At 65.7% G+C, this 19,075-nt stretch carries 17 protein-coding genes; 12 read left to right on the top strand and 5 right to left on the bottom strand.

The window, feature by feature from the left end; translation table 11 throughout:
* Positions 1 to 38: 38 nt before the first annotated feature.
* From ileS to arfB, 6 genes are all read left to right on the top strand, one after another.
* On the top strand, positions 39 to 3,038 hold the full coding sequence (gene ileS / locus QMZ05_RS18935) for an isoleucine--tRNA ligase (protein WP_353702123.1): 3,000 nt from the start codon (positions 39 to 41) through the stop codon (positions 3,036 to 3,038).
* A 168-nt stretch (positions 3,039 to 3,206) separates the two neighbouring features.
* A complete protein-coding gene (gene lspA, locus QMZ05_RS18930) occupies positions 3,207 to 3,704 on the top strand; it encodes a signal peptidase II (RefSeq protein WP_353702122.1) in 498 nt (165 codons plus the stop codon).
* A 100-nt stretch (positions 3,705 to 3,804) separates the two neighbouring features.
* Complete coding sequence (locus QMZ05_RS18925) at positions 3,805 to 4,536, top strand: hypothetical protein (protein ID WP_353702121.1); 732 nt, start codon at positions 3,805 to 3,807, stop codon at positions 4,534 to 4,536.
* Between the two features lie 152 nt (positions 4,537 to 4,688).
* The gene (locus tag QMZ05_RS18920; protein WP_353702120.1) at positions 4,689 to 6,080 is read left to right on the top strand and encodes a pitrilysin family protein; all 1,392 of its coding nucleotides are present in this window, start codon (positions 4,689 to 4,691) and stop codon (positions 6,078 to 6,080) included.
* 26 nt (positions 6,081 to 6,106) lie between these two features.
* A complete protein-coding gene (locus QMZ05_RS18915; RefSeq protein ID WP_353702157.1) occupies positions 6,107 to 7,441 on the top strand; it encodes a pitrilysin family protein in 1,335 nt (444 codons plus the stop codon).
* A gap of 326 nt (positions 7,442 to 7,767) precedes the next feature.
* Positions 7,768 to 8,187: an alternative ribosome rescue aminoacyl-tRNA hydrolase ArfB gene (gene arfB / locus QMZ05_RS18910; protein ID WP_353702119.1), complete on the top strand. Its 420-nt coding sequence runs from the start codon at positions 7,768 to 7,770 to the stop codon at positions 8,185 to 8,187.
* A gap of 145 nt (positions 8,188 to 8,332) precedes the next feature.
* Here the strand turns inward: arfB and QMZ05_RS18905 are convergent, their stop codons facing one another.
* On the bottom strand, positions 8,333 to 8,647 hold the full coding sequence (locus QMZ05_RS18905) for a hypothetical protein (RefSeq protein ID WP_353702118.1): 315 nt from the start codon (positions 8,645 to 8,647) through the stop codon (positions 8,333 to 8,335).
* A gap of 402 nt (positions 8,648 to 9,049) precedes the next feature.
* Here QMZ05_RS18905 and QMZ05_RS18900 point away from each other — a divergent pair, with 402 nt between their 5' ends.
* From QMZ05_RS18900 to QMZ05_RS18885, 4 genes are all read left to right on the top strand, one after another.
* The gene (locus tag QMZ05_RS18900; protein WP_353702117.1) at positions 9,050 to 9,370 is read left to right on the top strand and encodes a c-type cytochrome; all 321 of its coding nucleotides are present in this window, start codon (positions 9,050 to 9,052) and stop codon (positions 9,368 to 9,370) included.
* Positions 9,371 to 9,766, top strand: a complete 396-nt coding sequence (locus QMZ05_RS18895) for a VOC family protein (protein WP_353702116.1) — start codon at positions 9,371 to 9,373, stop codon at positions 9,764 to 9,766.
* An 89-nt stretch (positions 9,767 to 9,855) separates the two neighbouring features.
* Complete coding sequence (locus tag QMZ05_RS18890; RefSeq protein ID WP_353702115.1) at positions 9,856 to 10,404, top strand: gluconate 2-dehydrogenase subunit 3 family protein; 549 nt, start codon at positions 9,856 to 9,858, stop codon at positions 10,402 to 10,404.
* Positions 10,405 to 10,422: 18 nt separating this feature from the next.
* Positions 10,423 to 11,991: a GMC family oxidoreductase gene (locus QMZ05_RS18885; protein WP_353702114.1), complete on the top strand. Its 1,569-nt coding sequence runs from the start codon at positions 10,423 to 10,425 to the stop codon at positions 11,989 to 11,991.
* A gap of 75 nt (positions 11,992 to 12,066) precedes the next feature.
* Here QMZ05_RS18885 and QMZ05_RS18880 read toward each other — a convergent pair whose 3' ends face one another.
* The gene (locus tag QMZ05_RS18880; RefSeq protein ID WP_353702113.1) at positions 12,067 to 12,390 is read right to left on the bottom strand and encodes a ribbon-helix-helix domain-containing protein; all 324 of its coding nucleotides are present in this window, start codon (positions 12,388 to 12,390) and stop codon (positions 12,067 to 12,069) included.
* A gap of 226 nt (positions 12,391 to 12,616) precedes the next feature.
* On the opposite strand from QMZ05_RS18880, the gene mutL reads away from it, so the two are divergent.
* Positions 12,617 to 14,437, top strand: coding sequence for a DNA mismatch repair endonuclease MutL (gene mutL, locus QMZ05_RS18875; protein WP_353702112.1), 1,821 nt, complete (start codon positions 12,617 to 12,619; stop codon positions 14,435 to 14,437).
* Between the two features lie 338 nt (positions 14,438 to 14,775).
* Here the strand turns inward: mutL and QMZ05_RS18870 are convergent, their stop codons facing one another.
* The 3 genes from QMZ05_RS18870 to QMZ05_RS18860 form a co-directional block, all read right to left on the bottom strand.
* On the bottom strand, positions 14,776 to 15,351 hold the full coding sequence (locus QMZ05_RS18870) for a hypothetical protein (protein ID WP_353702111.1): 576 nt from the start codon (positions 15,349 to 15,351) through the stop codon (positions 14,776 to 14,778).
* Between the two features lie 77 nt (positions 15,352 to 15,428).
* Positions 15,429 to 15,995 (bottom strand): 16S rRNA (guanine(966)-N(2))-methyltransferase RsmD, encoded by a 567-nt coding sequence (gene rsmD, locus QMZ05_RS18865; protein WP_353702110.1) that lies wholly within the window; start codon positions 15,993 to 15,995, stop codon positions 15,429 to 15,431.
* 183 nt (positions 15,996 to 16,178) lie between these two features.
* Positions 16,179 to 18,251, bottom strand: a complete 2,073-nt coding sequence (locus QMZ05_RS18860) for a pseudouridine synthase (protein ID WP_353702109.1) — start codon at positions 18,249 to 18,251, stop codon at positions 16,179 to 16,181.
* A 131-nt stretch (positions 18,252 to 18,382) separates the two neighbouring features.
* On the opposite strand from QMZ05_RS18860, the gene QMZ05_RS18855 reads away from it, so the two are divergent.
* Complete coding sequence (locus tag QMZ05_RS18855; protein WP_353702156.1) at positions 18,383 to 18,841, top strand: nucleoside deaminase; 459 nt, start codon at positions 18,383 to 18,385, stop codon at positions 18,839 to 18,841.
* The last annotated feature ends 234 nt before the right edge of the window (positions 18,842 to 19,075 follow it).

Genomic DNA, 19,075 nt, shown 5'->3' with positions numbered 1-19,075 from the left:
CGCGTTTCCGCGCCCGCACCTGCCAAATCAGAGCTTTCATGTCCGACAAGCCGCAAAAGACCGAAGCTAACGACTATTCCAAGACCCTTTACCTGCCGCAGACGGAATTCCCGATGCGCGCCGGCCTGCCCCAGCGCGAGCCGGAAATCCTGAAATACTGGAACGACATCGGGCTCTACGACAGGCTGCGCCGGGAAGCCGAGGGTCGCGCCAAATTCGTGCTGCATGACGGCCCGCCCTACGCCAACGGCAACATCCATATCGGGCACGCGCTGAACAAGATCCTCAAGGACGTCGTGACCAAGAGCCAGCAGATGCTCGGCTTCGACTCCAATTACGTGCCGGGCTGGGACTGCCACGGCCTGCCGATCGAATGGAAGATCGAGGAGGAGAACTACCGGTCCAAGGGCAAGCAGAAGCCGGACTTCCGCGACTCCGCCGCGATGGTCGCGTTCCGCCGGGAATGCCGCGCCTATGCGACGCACTGGATCAACGTGCAGCGCGAGGAGTTCAAGCGGCTCGGCATCATCGGCGACTGGGATCATCCCTACCAGACCATGAGCTATCCGGCCGAGGCGCAGATCGCCCGCGAGCTGATGAAGTTCGCCGCCAACGGCACGCTGTATCGCGGCTCCAAGCCCGTGATGTGGAGCGTGGTCGAGAAGACCGCGCTGGCCGAAGCCGAGGTCGAATACGAGGACTACACCTCCGACATGGTGTGGGTGAAATTCCCGGTCACCTCGCCGGCGCATGGCGCGCTGGCCAACGCGTCGGTCGTGATCTGGACCACCACGCCATGGACGTTGCCCGGCAACCGCGCGATCTCGTTCTCGCCGAAGATCGGCTACGGCCTCTACAAGGTGACGGATGCGCCCGCGGACAATTGGGCGAAGACCGGCGATCTCTTGATCCTGGCCGATGCGCTCGCCGCCGAAGTGTTCAAGCAGGCCCGCGTCACGTCCTATGAGAAGGTCCGCGATATCCCCGGCGACACGCTCGACGCCGTGGAATGCGCGCATCCGTTGAAGGGCTTTGGCGGCGGCTACGAATTCATCGTGCCGCTGCTATCAGGCGAGCACGTCACCGACGACACCGGCACCGGCTTCGTGCACACCGCGCCGAGCCACGGCCGCGAGGACTTCGACGTCTGGACGGCCAACACCCGTGAGCTCGATGCGCGCGGCATCCCGACGGCGATCCCCTACACCGTCGACGAGAACGGCGCCTTCACCGCGCAGGCGCCGGGCTTCACCGGAAAACGCGTGCTCAACGACAAGGGCGAGAAGGGCGATGCCAACGAGGCCGTGATCAAGGCGCTGATCGAGGCCGGCAAGCTGCTCGCGCGCGGCCGCCTCAAGCACCAGTACCCGCATTCCTGGCGCTCCAAGAAGCCGGTGATCTTCCGCAACACGCCGCAATGGTTCATCGCGATGGACAAGCCCATCGCGGAGCACGGCCACGCCAAGAAGGGCGACACGCTGCGCGCCCGCGCGCTGCACGCGATCTCGGTCACCCAATGGGTGCCGCCGGCCGGCGAGAACCGCATCAACGGCATGATCGCCAACCGCCCGGACTGGGTGATCTCGCGGCAGCGCGCCTGGGGCGTGCCGATCGCCGTGTTCGTGCGTGAGAAGGCTGACGGCTCGGCCGAGATCCTGCAGGACGAGGTCGTCAACCAGCGCATCACCGAGGCGTTCATGGAGGAAGGCGCCGACGCCTGGTACATGGACGGCGCCCGCGAGCGCTTCCTCGGGAGCCGCGCGTCGGAGAACTGGAAGAAGGTCGACGACATCTGTGACGTCTGGTTCGATTCCGGCTCCACCCACGCCTTCGTGCTGGAAGACCGCCAGAACTTCCCGCAGCTCGGCAACATCGTCCGCAAGGTCGATGGCGGCAACGACACCGTGATGTATCTGGAAGGCAGCGATCAGCATCGCGGCTGGTTCCACTCCTCGCTGCTGGAAAGCGCCGGCACCCGCGGCCGCGCGCCTTACGACATCGTGCTGACCCACGGCTTCACGCTCGACGAGAACGGCCGCAAGATGTCGAAATCGCTCGGCAACACGGTCGAGCCGCAGAAGGTGATCAAGGATTCCGGCGCTGACATCCTGCGCCTGTGGGTCTGCGCCACCGACTATGCCGACGATCAGCGCATCGGTCCGGAGATCCTGAAGAACACCATCGAGACCTATCGCAAGCTGCGCAACTCGATCCGCTGGATGCTCGGCACGCTGCATCACTTCAAGCAGACTGAGAAGGTCGCCTTCGCCGAGATGCCCGAGCTCGAGCGGCTGATGCTGCACGAACTGGCCGGCCATACCGAGACCATCCGCAAGGCCTATGCCGCGTTCGACTACAAGACCGTGGTCGCAACGCTCGCCGCCTTCATGAACTCCGAACTGTCGGCGTTCTACTTCGACATCCGCAAGGACACGCTGTATTGCGATCCGCCGTCCTCGGTGGCGCGCAAGGCGGCGCTGACCACGATCGACCTGCTGTGCGACGCGATCCTGAAATGGCTGGCGCCGATCCTGAGTTTCACCACCGACGAAGCCTGGCGGATGTACCGGCCGAACGCCGAGCCTTCGGTGCACCTCACGCTGTTCCCGGAAGGCCTCGAGCAGTTCCGCAACGATGCCCTCGCCGCGAAGTGGGAGACGATCCGCAACGTCCGCCGCGTCGTCACCGGCGCGCTCGAACTGGAGCGCAAGGACAAGACCATCGGCTCATCGCTCGAAGCATCGCCGGTGATCTACATCGCCGACCGCGAGATGCTGGCCACGCTGTTCGACATCGATCTCGCCGAAGTCTGCATCACCTCGAACTACGAGGTGCGTGAGGGCGAGGCGCCGGCCACGGCGTTCCGCCTCGATGCGGTGCCGAGCGTTGCCGTGGTGGTCGAGAAAGCGGTCGGCACCAAATGCGCCCGTTCGTGGAAAATCCTCCCCACGGTCGGCGAGGATCCTGAGTATCCCGACGTCTCGCCGCGCGACGCGCAGGCGCTGCGTGAATGGAAGGCGCTGGGGGTCACGGCCTAACATCTACCGTCGTCCCGGCCTGGTGCGCAATTGCGCACGGGGGCCGGGACCCATAACCACGGCTGTCTATAACGGACGAAGACTGATGACCCCGAGTCATTCAAGCAATACCCGACACGGCGTATGGGTCCCGGCCTTCGCCGGGACGACGCCTCTAGCGGGAAGCCGATGACCTCTCCCGTTCGCGCCGGTGTGCTGGCGGCGGTCATCACCCTGATCGCCGACCAGGCCTCCAAGCTCTGGCTGCTCCATGTCCTCGACATCGCGCACCACGCGCCGGTGACGGTGACGCCGTTCTTCGACCTGGTGCTGGCCTGGAATCCCGGCATCAGCTTCGGCTGGTTCCAGAGCGAGACCCCTGCCGCCCAGATCCTGCTGATGGTGATCAAGGCCGCCGCCGTGATCGCGCTGGCGATCTGGATGGCGCGGTCGCGGACCTGGCTCGCGACACTATCGCTCGGCCTGATCATCGGCGGCGCCATCGGGAACGGGATCGACCGCTTCGCCTACGGCGCGGTGGTCGATTTCGCCCTGTTTCACGTCGAGATCGCCGGAAAAACCTATAATTGGTACATCTTCAACCTCGCCGACGTGGCGATCGTTGCTGGCGTGGCGGCCCTATTGTATGATTCCGTCATGGGGACCCACGCCGTAAAAGCGCCCTGATCCCGGCCGATACGAGCCGATCGGCGGCCGACCTGCACCCAGCGGAACTGAGCGGTAAGCCAGTGATCGCTCTGGCGAATTTTGAGATGGGAATAGCGCGATGCGCAACACCAAAGCCCGCGGTTACCTGATCGAGACGTCCCGGCTGCCGCTGATGCGCGGCCTGCGTCTGGCTTTCGTTGCGGCCGGGATCGGCCTCGTGATGACCGCTGGCCCGGTGCGCGCCGGCGACGATGAAGATGACGGCGATGACGGCCTGACCTTCGAAGAGCGGATCATCGACAATCTGATGACCGGGCTCGGCGCCAAGAGCGCCGCCAGCAAGGGCATCGACTACCGCGAGCGCTCGCCGCTGGTGGTGCCGCCGAAGCTCGACCTGCCGCCGCCCGCCTCGACCACGCAGGTCAACGCGCCGAACTGGCCGAAGGACCCTGATATCGCCGCCCGCAAGGCCGCGATCGCGGCGCGCAAGAAGGAAGTCAAGAAGGAGCCGTGGCAACAAGCCATGCCGCTGACGCAGGCCGAGATCGAGGCCGGACGGAAGCAGCAGACCGCCACCGACGGCCGCAAGGAGCCGCTGGAGCCCGGCGCGACCACCAATCCGTCGCTGATGCCGAGCCAGCTCGGCTACACCGGCGGCCTCCTTGGCATGTTCAAGGGAAACAGCAGCGAGTCCAAGCCGTTCAAGGGCGAGCCGACGCGCGACTCGCTGACCGAGCCGCCCCCGGGCTACCAGACGCCGTCTTCGGGCTTTGCCTATGGCACCGGCCCGATGCAGCCGATGGCGAAAGAGGGCCAGTACGACGTCATGACCGGAAAACCGGTGCAGTGACCGCTTAGCCTCCGCGGGCGAAGGCTGACATGAGCAAAGCTTAATGCGGGTGGACGTCCGTCTCTCCGCTTCGTGAGGACGGGCACGGAGACGACCGTGTACGATGGCTTGCTTTCGCGCCCCGGCTGTGTGTCCGGGCTTTCATAAGGACCATGATGCCCTTACGCCGATCGATTGCCCTGTTCGCTGCCGCCTTTGTTTCAACCATCCCGCTGTCGGCGACCGGCCTCCGCGCCCAGACCACCGTCACCTCGGAACGCCCAGCGAGCTTCACGCTCGACAACGGCCTGCAGGTCGTGGTGATCCCCGATCACCGCACGCCGGTCGTGACGCAGATGATCTGGTACAAGGTCGGCTCCGCTGACGAGACGCCCGGCAAATCGGGCCTCGCGCATTTCCTCGAGCATCTGATGTTCAAGGGCACCGCCAAGCACCCGGTCGGCGAGTTCTCGCAGACCGTGCTGCGCGTCGGCGGCAACGAGAACGCCTTCACCTCCAACGACTACACCGGCTACTTCCAGCGCGTGCCGCGCGAGCAGCTGCCCACCATGATGGAATTCGAGGCCGACCGCATGACCGGCCTGATCCTGAAGGACGAGAACGTGCTGCCCGAGCGCGACGTCGTGCTCGAGGAGTTCAACATGCGGGTTGCCAACAACCCGGATGCCCGGCTCACCGAGCAGATCATGGCCGCGCTCTATCTCAACCATCCCTACGGCCGGCCGGTGATCGGCTGGCATCAGGAGATCGAGAAGCTCGACCGCGAGGATGCGCTCGCCTTCTACCGGCGCTTCTACGCGCCGAACAACGCGATCCTGGTCATCGCAGGCGATGTCGACGTCAAGGATATCCGCCCGCTGGTCGAGAAGAATTTCGGCCCGATCCCGGCGCAGAAGGCAATCGCCGAGAAGCGCGTCCGGCCGCAGGAGCCGACACCGGCCGCGCCGCGCACCGTGACGCTGTCGGATCCGCGCGTGGAGCAGCCGAACTTGCGCCGCTACTATCTGGTGCCCTCGGCGACGACAGGGGCGGCCGGCGAGAGCCAGGCGCTCGACGTGCTGGCGCAATTGATGGGCGGCGGCGCCAACTCCTACCTCTATCGCTCGCTGGTGATCGACAAGGGCCTCGCGATCTCGACCGGCGCCGGCTATCAGGGCACCGCGCTCGATCCGTCGCAATTCTCGATCTCGGCGACGCCTAAGCCGGGCGTCGAGTTCGCCCAGATCGAGGACGCGATCGACAAGGTGATCGCCGATCTCGCGCAGAACCCCGCGCGCGCCGAGGATCTCGAGCGGGTCAAGACCCAGCTCATTGCGGAAGCGATCTACGCCCAGGACAACCAGGCGACGCTGGCGCGCTGGTATGGCGGCGCGCTGACCACGGGCTTGAGCATCGACGACATAAGAAGCTGGCCGGAACGCATTCGCGCCGTCACCGCCGAGCAGGTGCGCGCCGCAGCCGCCACCTGGCTCGACAAGAAGCGGTCGGTGACCGGCTATCTGATCAAGGATACTGCGCCGAAACGCGAGGAGAAGCGCTCGTGATCTATTCCCTCACCCGCCGCGCGGCGCTGATCGGCGGCGCCTGCGCCGCGCTGCTGACGCTGACGTCAGTGCCCTCGCAGGCCGCGGCCAAAATCCAGCGTCTGGTATCGCCCGGCGGCATCGAGGCCTGGTTCGTGCAGGACGCGACCGTGCCGCTGATCGCGATGGAATATTCCTTCGGCGGCGGCGCCAGCCAGGATCCGCCCGGCAAGTCCGGCGTCGGCAATCTGGTCGCCGACCTGCTCGACGAGGGCTCCGGCGATCTCGATTCCAAGACCTATCATGAGCGGCTCGAGCGCCGCGCCATCGAGCTCAGCTTCCAGTCCAACCGCGACCAGTTCCGCGGTTCGCTGCGTATGCTCAAGGACAACAAGGACGAAGCCTACGACCTGCTGCGGATGGCGCTGACCTCGCCGCGGTTCGAGCCGAAGGACGTCGAACGCATCCGCGCCCAGGTGATCTCGAACCTGCGCCGCGAATCGACCAATCCGTCCTCGCTGTCCGGCCGCAAGTTCCTCGAGCTCGCTTTCGGCGATCATCCCTATGGCAGGACGGCAACCGGCACGCTCGAAAGCGTGCCGACCATCGAGATCTCCGACCTCAAGGACTATGTCCGCCGCATCATCGCCAAGGATACGCTGCGGATCGCCGTTGTCGGCGACGTCGACGCCGACACGCTCGGCAAGCTGCTCGACAAGACCTTTGGCGACCTGCCGGCCAAGGCCGAACTGACGCCGGTTCCCGACGTCGTGGCGACCAAGCCGCCGCAGCGCGCCTTTGTCCCGCTCGACGTGCCGCAGACCATCGTCACCTTCGGCGGTCCCGGCATCAACAGGCACGACCCTGATTTCATGGCCGCCTATGTGGTGAACCACATTCTCGGCGGCGGCGGGCTGTCGTCGCGGCTCTACAAGGAAGTGCGCGAGAAGCGCGGGCTGGCCTACTCGATCTATGAGGCGCTGCTCTGGATGGATCACTCCGCGCTGTTCATCGGCAACACCGGCACCCGCGCCGACCGCGCCGGCGAGACCATCGATGCGATCGAGGCGGAGATCCGCCGCATCGCCGAGCAAGGTCCGACGCAGCAGGAGCTCGACGAGGCGAAGTCCTATCTGAAGGGCTCGCAGATGCTGGCGCTCGACACCTCCTCCAAGCTCGCGCAGGCGATGCTGCAATACCAGCTCGACAAGCTGCCGATCGACTACATCGAGAAGCGCAGCGCCATCGTCGACGCGGTGACGCTCGACGACGTCAAGCGGGTCTCCAACCGGCTGTGGGGCAACGGCCTGCTCACCGTGGTCGTCGGCCGCGCCCCGCAAGCCGCCGCGCAGCCGGTGTCGGCGCCGCCGAAGGCGAACTGAAGCGCTTCGGCGCGCGGTTTCTTCGCACGCACTTCCGTTGTGGCCACCCCTCTCCCCACCCTCCCCCGCAAGGGGGGAGGGAGCCTGCGAGGCGTGTTCACCTCACATCGTATCCTCACCCAGATCGCGCGGATCGCGTCGAACGCTGACGTTTCGATCGTCAGGGACGCGCAAGCGGTAGGGCTCCCTCCCCCCTTGTGGGGGAGGGTTGGGGAGAGGGGTAAGCCGCCGTAGACATCACGAGCGCTGCATCCACGCACCCCGAGCACACGCAACACAAACCCGCTATCCTGCGGCCGCCGATTCTTCCCTCCACGGGTGATGTCATGCTGCGGGTGTCCCGCGACCTTACGATCGACGAGAACGACATTGAGATCGTCTTTGTCCGCGCCTCCGGTCCGGGCGGGCAGAATGTCAACAAGGTCTCGACCGCAGCCCAGCTCCGCTTCGACACGCACAAGATTGCGCTGCCGCCGGACGCCGCGCAGCGGCTGACGCGGCTCGCCGGCAGCCGCATGACCAAGGACGGCGTGATCGTAATCCAGGCGTTCCGCTTCCGCACCCAGGAGCGCAATCGCGCGGACGCAATCGAGCGGCTGCTCGACATGCTGAGGGAAGCGATGGTGCGACCGACACCGCGGCGGCCGACCAAGCCGACGCTCGGGTCCAAGCAACGCCGGCTCGAAGGCAAGAAGCGCCGCAGCGACATCAAGGCCGGCCGCGGCACGCGCCGCTTCGACGATTGAAGAGCACCGGACGCAGCGCATGCGCTGCATCCGGGATCCGATCATCGCGGGACGAGATCAGGCAAACGCAGAACGCGTTTGCGCGGAGATCATGTTCAAACAAGAAGCCAAAGCGCGATGGCGCTTCAGCACATCTCATCGCGCTTTAGTACTTCTTGGTTCCCGGGGCCATCTCGGAACCGCCGGACTTCGGCGTCGTCGCGTGGCCGCTGCTGCTGCCGACCGTTCCCTTGCTGCCTGACTTGGCAGCGGTGCCGCCCTTCTGCGTCGGCGTTCCGGGCTGCGCCGCCATTTCCTCATCGCCGCTGCCGGACATGCCGCCGCCCTGCTGCATCGTTCCTGCGCCCGGCGCGCCGCCACGAAGCTGGGTATTGGGTGTAGCCGCTCCCTGTGCCAGGACGGGGCCGGCCATCGCGGCCGAGATGGCAAGGGCGAGCACGCTGGTTTTTGCAAACGTCATCATTTCTCCTGGACTTTGATTGACGATGGAAGGTGCGGCGCAGGTCGTGCGCCGTTTGCAGCGCCGACCCTAAAACCCCATCGCGCAAGACTGAATTTCCGCAAACGGCGCACACGCAATGCAAGCTGCGTCGTGTGGTGATCGTGCAGGGATTTCGCGGTCATTTTGCGGATTTGTCGTCCGCATATGCGGCAACGACCGGTTCCGCGCCAAACCACCGCCCATCTTTGTTCTGCTGTGAAACAGCCCGCTACTACCAACGGCGGATTTCAGCCTCCTACAGTCACTGCACAGAGGGCGGTGATGTATATGACAAAGCTGCGCGCAAGGTGGGCTGCAGGATGGACGTTCGCGCTGGGATTTTGCAGCGCAATGCTTGCAGTGCAAATTGCGGCTGCACAAATGCCCCTGCCCGCCGCCAAGCCGCCCGATGGGGCGACGCTGTTCAAGCAGCAATGCGCGACCTGCCACACGTCAAACACGTCGGATCCGGTCCGGCAGGGACCGTCGCTCTACAAGGTCGTCGGCCGCCATGCCGGCCAGGCTGACGGCTTCAAATATTCCGCGGGCTTCGCCAAGGCTGACTTCGTCTGGGACGACGCCAGGCTCGATGCCTGGCTGACCAACCCGCAAGAGGTGATCCCGGGCAGCGTGATGGCCTATCGGCAGGCCAAGCCGGAGACCCGCGCCATGATCATCGCCTATCTGAAGGAGCTGAACTGAATGGCGAAACCCGTGCATTCGATGATCCGCGTGTTCGACGAGGCCAGGGCGCTCGACTTCTATCACCGCGCATTCGGCCTCGAGATCGTGGACAATCTGCGCTTTCCCGATTTCGCGCTGATCTATCTGCGCCATCCGTCCTCGCCCTTCGAGGTCGAGCTCACGGTCAATTTCGATCGCAAGGAGCCCTACGTGCTCGGCGACGGCTACGGCCACCTCGCCGTCGTCGTCGATGACGTCGATGCCGAGCATGCGCGCTTCGAGAAAGAGAAGCTGTCGCCCGGGCCGCTGCGCGACTTCAAGCATGACGGCCGGACGCTGGCGCGCTTCTTCTTCGTCTCCGATCCCGACGGCTACAAGATCGAGGTGATCCAGCGCGGCGGGCGCTTCGGCTAGAGCATGATCCGGAAAAGTGGGAACCGGTTTTCCGAAGCGATCATGCGCAAACAATAGAGCAACCACAAAATAATTGATGGAGGAAACCAATGAGAGAAATCGATCGACGCAGCAAATATGACCGGCGTGTCTTTCTCAAAGGCGCGGCCGTCTCCGCACCCGCCGTCGCGATCGCGACATCGACCGGGCTCGGCATTACCGATGCATGGGCCGAAGACGCCTCGACGCTAACGCCGGCCACGATGAAGACGCTGTTGAAGATAGCGCGCGACATCTATCCGCACGATTTCCTCGGCGACAGCTACTACATCACGGCAGTGAAACCGTGGGATGACAAGGCGGCCAAGGATCCGGCGGTCAAATCGCTGATCAATGACGGCGTCGCGAGACTCGATGCGGCGGCCAACGACCGCCACAAGATGCCGTATGCCCAGCTCGCCTGGGAAAACGATCGCGTCGCGCTGCTGCAGCAGATCGAGACAAGCGCGTTCTTCCAGAAGATCCGCGGCGACCTCATCGTCTCGCTCTACAACAACAAGGAGGTGTGGCCGCGGTTCGGCTACGAGGGCTCCTCCGCCGAGCATGGCGGCTACATCAAGCGCGGCTTCGCCGACATCGATTGGCTGCCGAAGGTTTGAACGGGTCGGGAGGAAACAATGGCAAAATTCGATCTGAATGACAGCGGCGTTGTCGTGATCGTCGGCTCCGGCGCCGGCGGCGGAACGCTCGGCAATGAACTGGCGCAGAAGGGCGTCAAGGTCGTGATCCTGGAGGCCGGTCCGCGCATCGAGAACCAGGACTTCGTCAACGATGAGTGGGACAGCTTCACCCAGCTCGCCTGGTCCGACGCGCGCAGCACATCGGGCAGCTGGCGGGTCCACCAGGACTTTCCGGGCCTTCCGGCCTGGATCGTGAAGGCGGTCGGCGGCTCGACCACGCACTGGGCCGGCGCCTCGCTGCGCTTCGATGAGCACGAGTTCAAGATCAAGTCGGCCTACGGCGCGATCCCCGGCGCCAATCTTCTGGACTGGCCGATCACGCTCGCCGAAATGGAGCCGTACTACGCCAAGGCCGAGGACAAGATGGGCGTCACCCGCACCAACGGCATTCCCGGACTGCCCGGCAACAACAATTTCAAGGTGATGGAGGCCGGCGCGAAGAAGCTTGGCTATAAGGAAGTTCATACCGGACGGATGGCGATCAACAGCGAGCCGCGCGACGGCCGCGGCTCCTGCCAGCAGATCGGCTTCTGCTTCCAGGGCTGCAAGTCGGGCGCCAAATGGTCGACGCTCTACACCGAGATCCCAAAGGGCGAAGCCACCGGCAATCTCGAAGTGCGCCCCGGCAGCATGGTGATCAAGATCGAGCATGACCAGTCCGGCAAGGTCACCGGCGTGGTCTATGCCGATGCGACCGGCGCGATGCAGCGCCAGAAGGCCCGCGTGGTCGCAGTCGCCGGCAACTCGATCGAGAGCCCCCGGCTGTTGCTCAACAGTGCGTCGAGCATGTTCCCGGACGGGCTCGCCAATTCCTCCGGCCAGGTCGGCCGCAACTACATGCGGCACATGACCGGCAGCGTGTATGCGAGCTTCGAGAAGTCGGTGCACATGTATCGCGGCACCACGATGGCCGGCATTATCCGCGACGAGGCCAAGAATAATCCGAGCCGCGGCTTCGTCGGCGGCTACGAGATGGAGACGCTGTCGCTCGGCCTGCCCTTCATGGCCGCGTTCCTCAATCCCGGCGCCTGGGGCCGCAGCTTCACCAGTGCGATCGAGGGTTATCCGCGGATGGCCGGCATGTGGCTGGTCGGCGAGGACATGCCGCAGGAGACCAACCGCATCACGCTGGATCCGAAGATCAAGGACAAGTTCGGCATGCCGGTCGCGAGCGTGCATTTCGACGATCATCCGAACGACGTCGCGATGCGCGATCACGCCTACAAGCAGGGCGCCGCGGTCTATGAGGCGGTCGGCGCCACCGTGACCTATCCGACGCCGCCCTATCCCTCGACCCACAACATGGGCACCAACCGGATGAGCGAGAAGCCGCGCGACGGCGTGGTCAACAAGTTTGGCCAGACCCACGACATCAAGAACCTGTTCGTCTCCGACGGCAGCCAGTTCACATCAGGCGCGGCGTGCAACCCGACGCTGACGATCGTCTCGCTGGCGATCCGCCAGGCCGACAGCATCGCCGGCGCGATGCAGCGCAAGGAAATCTAGGTCCCTCAAACTGAAGCGGCCTTGTCCGTCGGGACAAGGCCGCTTTTTCTTTTGGGTCGCGGATGGACGGAAATTCTATTCCGCCGCGTCCATGATCGCCGCCGTCGCGGGACGATAGTCCGGGACGACCGCCGGCGCATTAGCCTTGGCGCGATAGATCAGGCAGGAGCAGCGCAAGAGCGACGCGAAATTGTTGACCTCGCCGTGATGGTCGAGCACCTCGTTGTGCAAGGTGGTGAGGAACTTGGCTAGCGTCATGCCTTCCTTGGCCGCGATTTCCTCCAGCGTATCCCAGAACGACATTTCCAGCCGGATCGAGGTGCAATGGCCGTCGATCCGCAACGATCGGGTCTGCGATTCATAGTCGCGTTGCGGCTGGTGCGCGAAAAGATGGCACATGGCGTTCCTCCGGCAAGAACTTATAATTTTTCTAAACGATATACCTGCGCCTGCGGCCCCACAATCGCGACGTAGGGCGTAACCGCCGGCCGCCGAATGCGAGTGTCTTCAAGGCGATAGGCCGGCTCCATCCCCAGCTAAAGGCAGCCATTCGCGGACCGGCCCATGCATTTGGCCGGCGAGCCGACTAGAATGCCGGCCAACCTCGAATCCGATCGCGCAATCCATGCCCGTCCGCCAGCTTCCCGAACAGCTCGTCAACCGCATCGCCGCCGGCGAGGTGGTCGAACGCCCTGCGAGCGTGGTCAAGGAGCTGGTCGAGAACGCGATCGACGCCGGCGCGAGCCGGATCGACGTCTTCACCGACGGCGGTGGGCGGCGCCGGATCGGCATCACCGACGACGGCGGCGGCATGACGCGGTCAGACCTTGCGCTCGCGGTCGACCGCCACGCCACCTCCAAGCTCGACGACGAGGACCTGCTGCGCATCCGCACGCTCGGGTTCCGCGGCGAGGCGCTGCCGTCGATCGGCGCGGTCGCCAAGCTCGGCATCACCACGCGTCATGCCAGCGAGCCGCATGCCTGGTCGCTGTCGGTCGAAGGCGGCGAGAAATCGGAGATCATGCCGGCTGCGCTCGGCCAGGGCACCCGCGTCGAGGTCAATGAACTGTTCTACGCCACGCCGGCGCGGCTGAAATTCCTCAAGACCGACCGCACCGAGGCCGAGGCGATCCGCGAGGTGGTGCGCCGCCTCGGCATGGCGCGCCCCGACATCGCCTTCACGCTCGCCGGCGAGGAACGCGCGCCGGTCACCTGGGCAGCCGCGCTACCCGGCGCGGCCGGCCGGTTGACGCGGCTCGGCGATATCCTGGGCGCGGACTTTCGCGCCAGCGCGATCGAGGTGCGATCCGAGCGCGAGGGCGTCGTGGTCGAGGGCTTTGCCGCCGCACCGTCGCTGACCCGCGCCAACGCGCTCGGGCAATATCTGTTCGTCAACGGCCGCCCGGTGCGCGACAAGCTGATCCTCGGTGCGGTGCGCGCGGCCTATTCCGACTATCTGCCGCGCGACCGCCATCCCGTGGTGGCGTTGTTCGTGACCTGCGACCCGCAGGAGGTCGACGCCAATGTGCATCCGGCCAAGACCGAGGTGCGCTTCCGCAATGCCGGCCTGGTGCGCGCCCTGATCGTGCATGCGCTCAAGGACGGTCTCGCGCGCGAAGGCCGGCGCACCGCGGCCAACACCGCCGACGGCGCGACATTGCAGGCGTTCCGTCCGGCCTTCACGCCACCGCGCCCGGGCAATTGGGATTGGCGCAGCTCGCCGTCCTATCCGGCTGGTCCGATGCGCGGCTTCGAGAGCGCTGCGGCGGCGACCGCCTTCGCCGAACCCGGACAGGCGGCCTTCGACGTCGGCACGCCGACCGCCGATGTGCGGTTCGAGGCGGCACCCGCGCCCGACCTGCTCGACAGGCCGCTGGGGGCGGCACGCACCCAGATCCACGAGACCTATATCGTCTCGCAGACCCGCGACGGCCTCATCGTGGTCGATCAGCACGCCGCGCATGAGCGCATCGTCTATGAGCGGCTGAAGGCCTCGCTTGCGAAGAACGGCGTGCAACGGCAGATCCTGCTGATCCCCGAGATCGTCGAGCTCGATGAGGCGACCGTCGAGAAGTTGCTCGATCGCACCGAGGAACTGGCGTCGTTCGGGCTCGCGATCGAATCCTTCGGCCCCGGCGCGGTCGCGGTGCGCGAGACACCGTCGCTGCTCGGCAAGGCCAATGCGGCCGGGCTCCTGCACGACCTCGCCGAGCACATGGCCGAGTGGGACGAGGCGCTGCCGCTGGAGCGCCGGCTGATGCATGTCGCCGCCACCATGGCCTGCCACGGCTCGGTCCGCGCCGGGCGCCGCCTCAAGCCGGAAGAGATGAACGCGCTGCTGCGCGAGATGGAAGACACGCCGAACTCCGGCCAGTGCAACCACGGCCGCCCGACCTATGTCGAGTTGAAGTTGTCGGATATCGAGAAGCTGTTCGGACGAAGGTGATGCTCTAATGTTCACTATAGAGCCAAATGGACGCCCTTACGTTGCCTGCGGGAAATGCAAGCAGAATGTTGTTTGGCCGCAATCCCTTTCGTCACAAGATAAGGCGATGCTTGCTAACGAGTGCAGGGCTCGTGGCCTCGAATGCGCAAAGCTTGCCATTTCAAGATTTGGTTTTGATCTCCGTGAGGCGAAAGCCCTAACGCTCCATATCACTCGCGAACACGGCAAGTGTCATCGTTGTAGTGCAAACGTTGTTGGCGATATTTCTATCTGCCCTAACTGCCACTCCGCAAATCTCAATTGGTAGTTTCACTTCGCTCACCTATCCTGCAAACTGGCTACCGCGCGAACACCTCTAGCGCGGTACGCAACTGCGCGATCCATTCATCGCCGTCCTTGAATCCGCCTGCCGCGATGCGGGCGCAGATCTGATCGAGATCATCGCCGCTGGCTGGGCGGTTGCCGATCTGCCGCACGATCGCAGCATAGCCATCCACCAACAGCACGAGACCGGGCGCATTCGCCGCCCCGTACTGTCCGCGCGCATCGCCGAACAGCCGTGACGCCTCGTCGTAGCGGCCGAGCGCCAGGTCAAAGGCGCCGACCAGCCAGATGCCGGTTGCGACGCGCATTGGCCCCAGCTCGAGCCTCTCGACGAGACGCAGCGAGCGCTCCGCGAGCTCGCGCGCCGTCAGCAGACGATCCGGGTCGATCGGCCGGTCCGAAACGCTCCAGCCCGGCCAGCAATCCGCCGCCGCGTTGAACGTCAACCGCTGCGCAACCTTCAACGCTTCGGTCCGGTCACTGTCCGGCGCGTCAGGATGGCGCTCGATCTCGTCGGCGGCGTCGCGGGCGGCCGCCAGCAGCGCCGCGTCATCGCCTGCGCCGCGCAACGCCTTGACGCGCGCCTCCAATTGATTTGCGAGCATGGCGAGAGTGTCAGCCATGCATCCAGCATAACGTCGTCAAATGACGCCGGCGCTGATCCGCCCTACACTTTCTCGCGAAGGAACACGAATTCGGTATCGTCGTACGCGCGCCGCTCGACTTCCTCGAAGCCCTCGGGCGCCGCAAACGCCGCAGCCTTGGCTTCCTCCACCACGAGCAGCGCGCCCGGGGTCAGCCAGCCGCCATTGCGCAGCGAGGCAAGCGCCTTGTCGGCGAGGCCCTTGCCATAGGGCGGATCGAGAAACACCAGCGAGAACGGCTCGACCGGATGCGCCGGTCCGAGGTCGGTGGCATCGCGGCGATAGACCTTGGTCGTCCCGCCAAGGCCGAGCGACTCGACATTGTTGCGCAGCAGCGCCCGCGCCTCGGCGCCATTGTCGACGAACAGCGTGAACCTGGCGCCGCGCGAGGCCGCCTCGATGCCGAGCGCGCCGGTGCCGGCAAACAGATCGAGCACGCGCGCGTCCTCGATCGGGTTGTCGTAGGCGTGGACCAGGATATTGAACACGGACTCGCGCAACCGGTCCGCGGTCGGCCGGATCTCGCGGCCGGAGGGCGAAGCGAGATTGCGGCCCTTCAGCCGTCCACCAACAACGCGCATTACGACCACACCGTTTCGGCAGGGATGGTGGGCTCCCTTCCCCCTTGTGGGGAAGGGTTGGGGAAGGGGGTGCCCCACGGGCAGACCACCCGTGTGGCACCCCCCTCCCTGGCCCTCCCCCACAAGGGGGGAGGGAATGCAGTGTTCGCTGCCGAGACCTCAAGAAGAAGCGCGACATCCATCGCGACCGCCTTACTCGTCCTGCGGCTTGAGATCGCGCTTGCCGTGATAGCCGCGCTTGGGGCGGCGCGGCGGGCCGTAGCCGTTGGCCTCGTCCTCGTTGCGGGCGCGGGCTTCCTCGCTGCCGGTACGCTGCACCAGCACGCGCCGGCCTTTGCGGTCATTGATGGTTTCGCGCTTGGCTTTCGGCTTCTTCGCGGGCGCATCGTCGCCAACGTCACGCTGCTCCGGCCGCGTGAAGTCGGCACCGGCGATCTTGGCGATCTTCTCGCCGAGCTGCTCACGCAGCACCCGCGTCTTGACCTCCTCGACCTTGCCCTCCTCGAGCTCGGCGAGCTGGAACGGGCCATAGGAGATGCGGATCAGCCGGTTCACCTCGAGCCCGAGATGCGCCATCACGTTGCGCACCTCGCGGTTCTTGCCCTCGCGGATCGCGAACACCACCCAGACGTTGGAGCTTTGGTCGCGCTCCAGCGTCGCATCGATCGGCCCGTATTTGACGCCGTCGACCTCGACACCGTCCTTGAGCTGGTCGAGCTGGGCCTGCGTCACCTCGCCATGCGCGCGCACGCGATAGCGGCGCAGCCATCCGGTGTCGGGATGCTCCAGCGTCCGCGCCAAGCCACCGTCATTGGTCAGCAGCAACAGGCCCTCGGTGTTGAAATCGAGCCGGCCGATCGAGATCAGCCGCGGCAGGCCCTCGGGCAGATTGTCGAACACGGTCGGCCGCCCCTCGGGATCGGCATGCGTCGTCATCAGCCCGCGCGGCTTGTGATACATGAACAACCGGGTCCGCTCGCGCGGCGGCAACGGCTTGCCGTCGACCGCCACGACGTCGTTGTCGGTGATATCGAGCGCCGGCGAGTTGATCACGCGTCCGTTGACCGTGACACGGCCCTGGGTGACGATCTCCTCGGCATCGCGGCGCGAGGCGAGACCGGCGCGGGCCAGCACCTTGGCGATGCGTTCGCCTGATTTCTTCGGCTTCGGCTCGGGACGCTCACGGCGATCGTCTGAGGCGCGCTCGCGATAGGCACCGCGGCCGCCGAACGCCGGGCGCTTCGTGAAGATCCTGCTGTCATCCTCATTGTCGCGGCGCGGCCGGTCGGAGAAGCGGCCCTCGCTGCGCGGATGCTCCTGCCAGTCGGTGCGGCCCTCGGGCCGCTCACGCCGGCGATTGTCGCGGCGATCGCCGCCGTCTTCGTCGCGATCCCAGCGCGGCCGGCTGAACTTCGGACGATCGCCCTGCTCACGATCGTCGCGGGACCGGGAGAACCGCGGACGCTCATCGCCACCGCGATCGTCGCGCGGTCGCGAAAAGCGCGGCCGCTCGTCACCGCCACGGTCGTCGCGCGGTTTGCGGTCGCGCTTCTGCCAGGGCTTCTCGTCACCGCGGTCGCGGCCCTCGAAGTCGCGGTCGCGCTTGAAGCGCGGCCGATCACCGAAATCGCGGCGCGGTGCATCGCCATCCTCGCGGCGGCGGAACGGACGGCCCTCGCCCTTGTCGCGGAACGAGCCCTTGTCGCGATCGCCGCGCGAAAACTTCCGGTCGTCGAACTTGCGCTCGGCGCGCTCGCCGCGCGGAGCAAAGGAACGCTTCTCGCCATCACGGTCGCCGCCCGGCGTATAGGGACGCTTCTCGCGATCGCCATAGGACCGCTTTTCACCGAACTTGCGATCGGATGACCGGCCCTCCGACCGCGGACCACGCTGCGGACGATCGCCTGCATCGAAATCGCGGCGCTCGCCGCGCGGCTTGAACGGACGCTTGCCGCCCTCGCCATCGCGCGCCGGCCGATCGCGGAACGGCCGGTCGCCACGGGGACGATCGTCACGGCTGAATCTGGGCTTGTCGCCGAAATCGCGGCGCGGCGGACGGTCTTCGCGGTCGCCGCGATAGGGCCGCTTCTCGCCGTCGCCCTTGCCGGCGAAGTCCTTGCCGGCAAAGCCGCGCTTGGCGAATTTCTTGTCCGGTCCACGCGCGGCTCCGGAGCGGCCTTTGCCGCCGCCGGCGCGGCTCTGGCCGCCGCCGGGCCGATCACGCCGGCCGCGGGAATCGTTGTGTTTGTCGCTATCGCGGGGCATGAATGTTCTCGCCTGGGCGTTCAATTGGGGTGCAAGGGCCAACCGGTCGTGCGCGCCCCGTTGGCAGCGCGCTTGACGCAAAACCGGCATCCACTTTTGCTGAAGGCGAAGCTACTAGCAGGTTTCTTCGGATGATACGAGGCATGTCGGCCCCTTCTTTCATGGATTTGGCGCTGAAAACGGCCGAAAATGCCGGAAAATCGGGCGAAGTTCCGATCGGATGCGTCATTGTGCGGGGCTATGAGGTGATTGCCACCGCCGGCAACCGGACATTGACCGACCGCGACCCCACCGCGCACGCCGAGATTCTGGCGATCCGGCAGGCCGCCGAGGCCATCGGCAGCGAGCGGCTGGTCGACTGCGACCTCTACGTCACGCTCGAGCCCTGCACGATGTGCGCCGGCGCGATCTCCTTCGCCCGCATCCGCCGGCTGTATTACGGCGCCGCCGACCCCAAGGGCGGCGCGGTCGAGTCCGGCGTGCGGTTCTTCGCGCAGCCGACCTGCCACCACGTGCCGGAGGTCTATGGCGCGGTGGGAGAGACCGAGGCGGCGACGCTGCTGCGCGAGTTCTTCAGGGAGCGGCGGTGACGAAGCCGTAGATGGGGTAACGGGCCGGCCGCCCGCTCGCTACGGCGCGATATAGAAGCGCGCTCGCGAGCGGCCTGTTGGTTGGAAGGCGGTCGTCCCTCAAACTGATGGTGTTCAACGGAGTCGGGCAAGCCCGCTCCAAGCATCATCGAGGGACGACCATGTACCACTATGCAGGAATTGATGTGTCTTTGGAATGCTCGAGCGTTTGCCTTGTCGATGGGACAGGCAAGA

Source organism: Bradyrhizobium sp. INPA03-11B, from assembly GCF_040446015.1.
Lineage (GTDB): Bacteria > Pseudomonadota > Alphaproteobacteria > Rhizobiales > Xanthobacteraceae > Bradyrhizobium > Bradyrhizobium macuxiense_A.
Note: the sequence above shows the minus strand (reverse complement) of the source record. Positions and strands in the feature narration are given on the sequence as shown.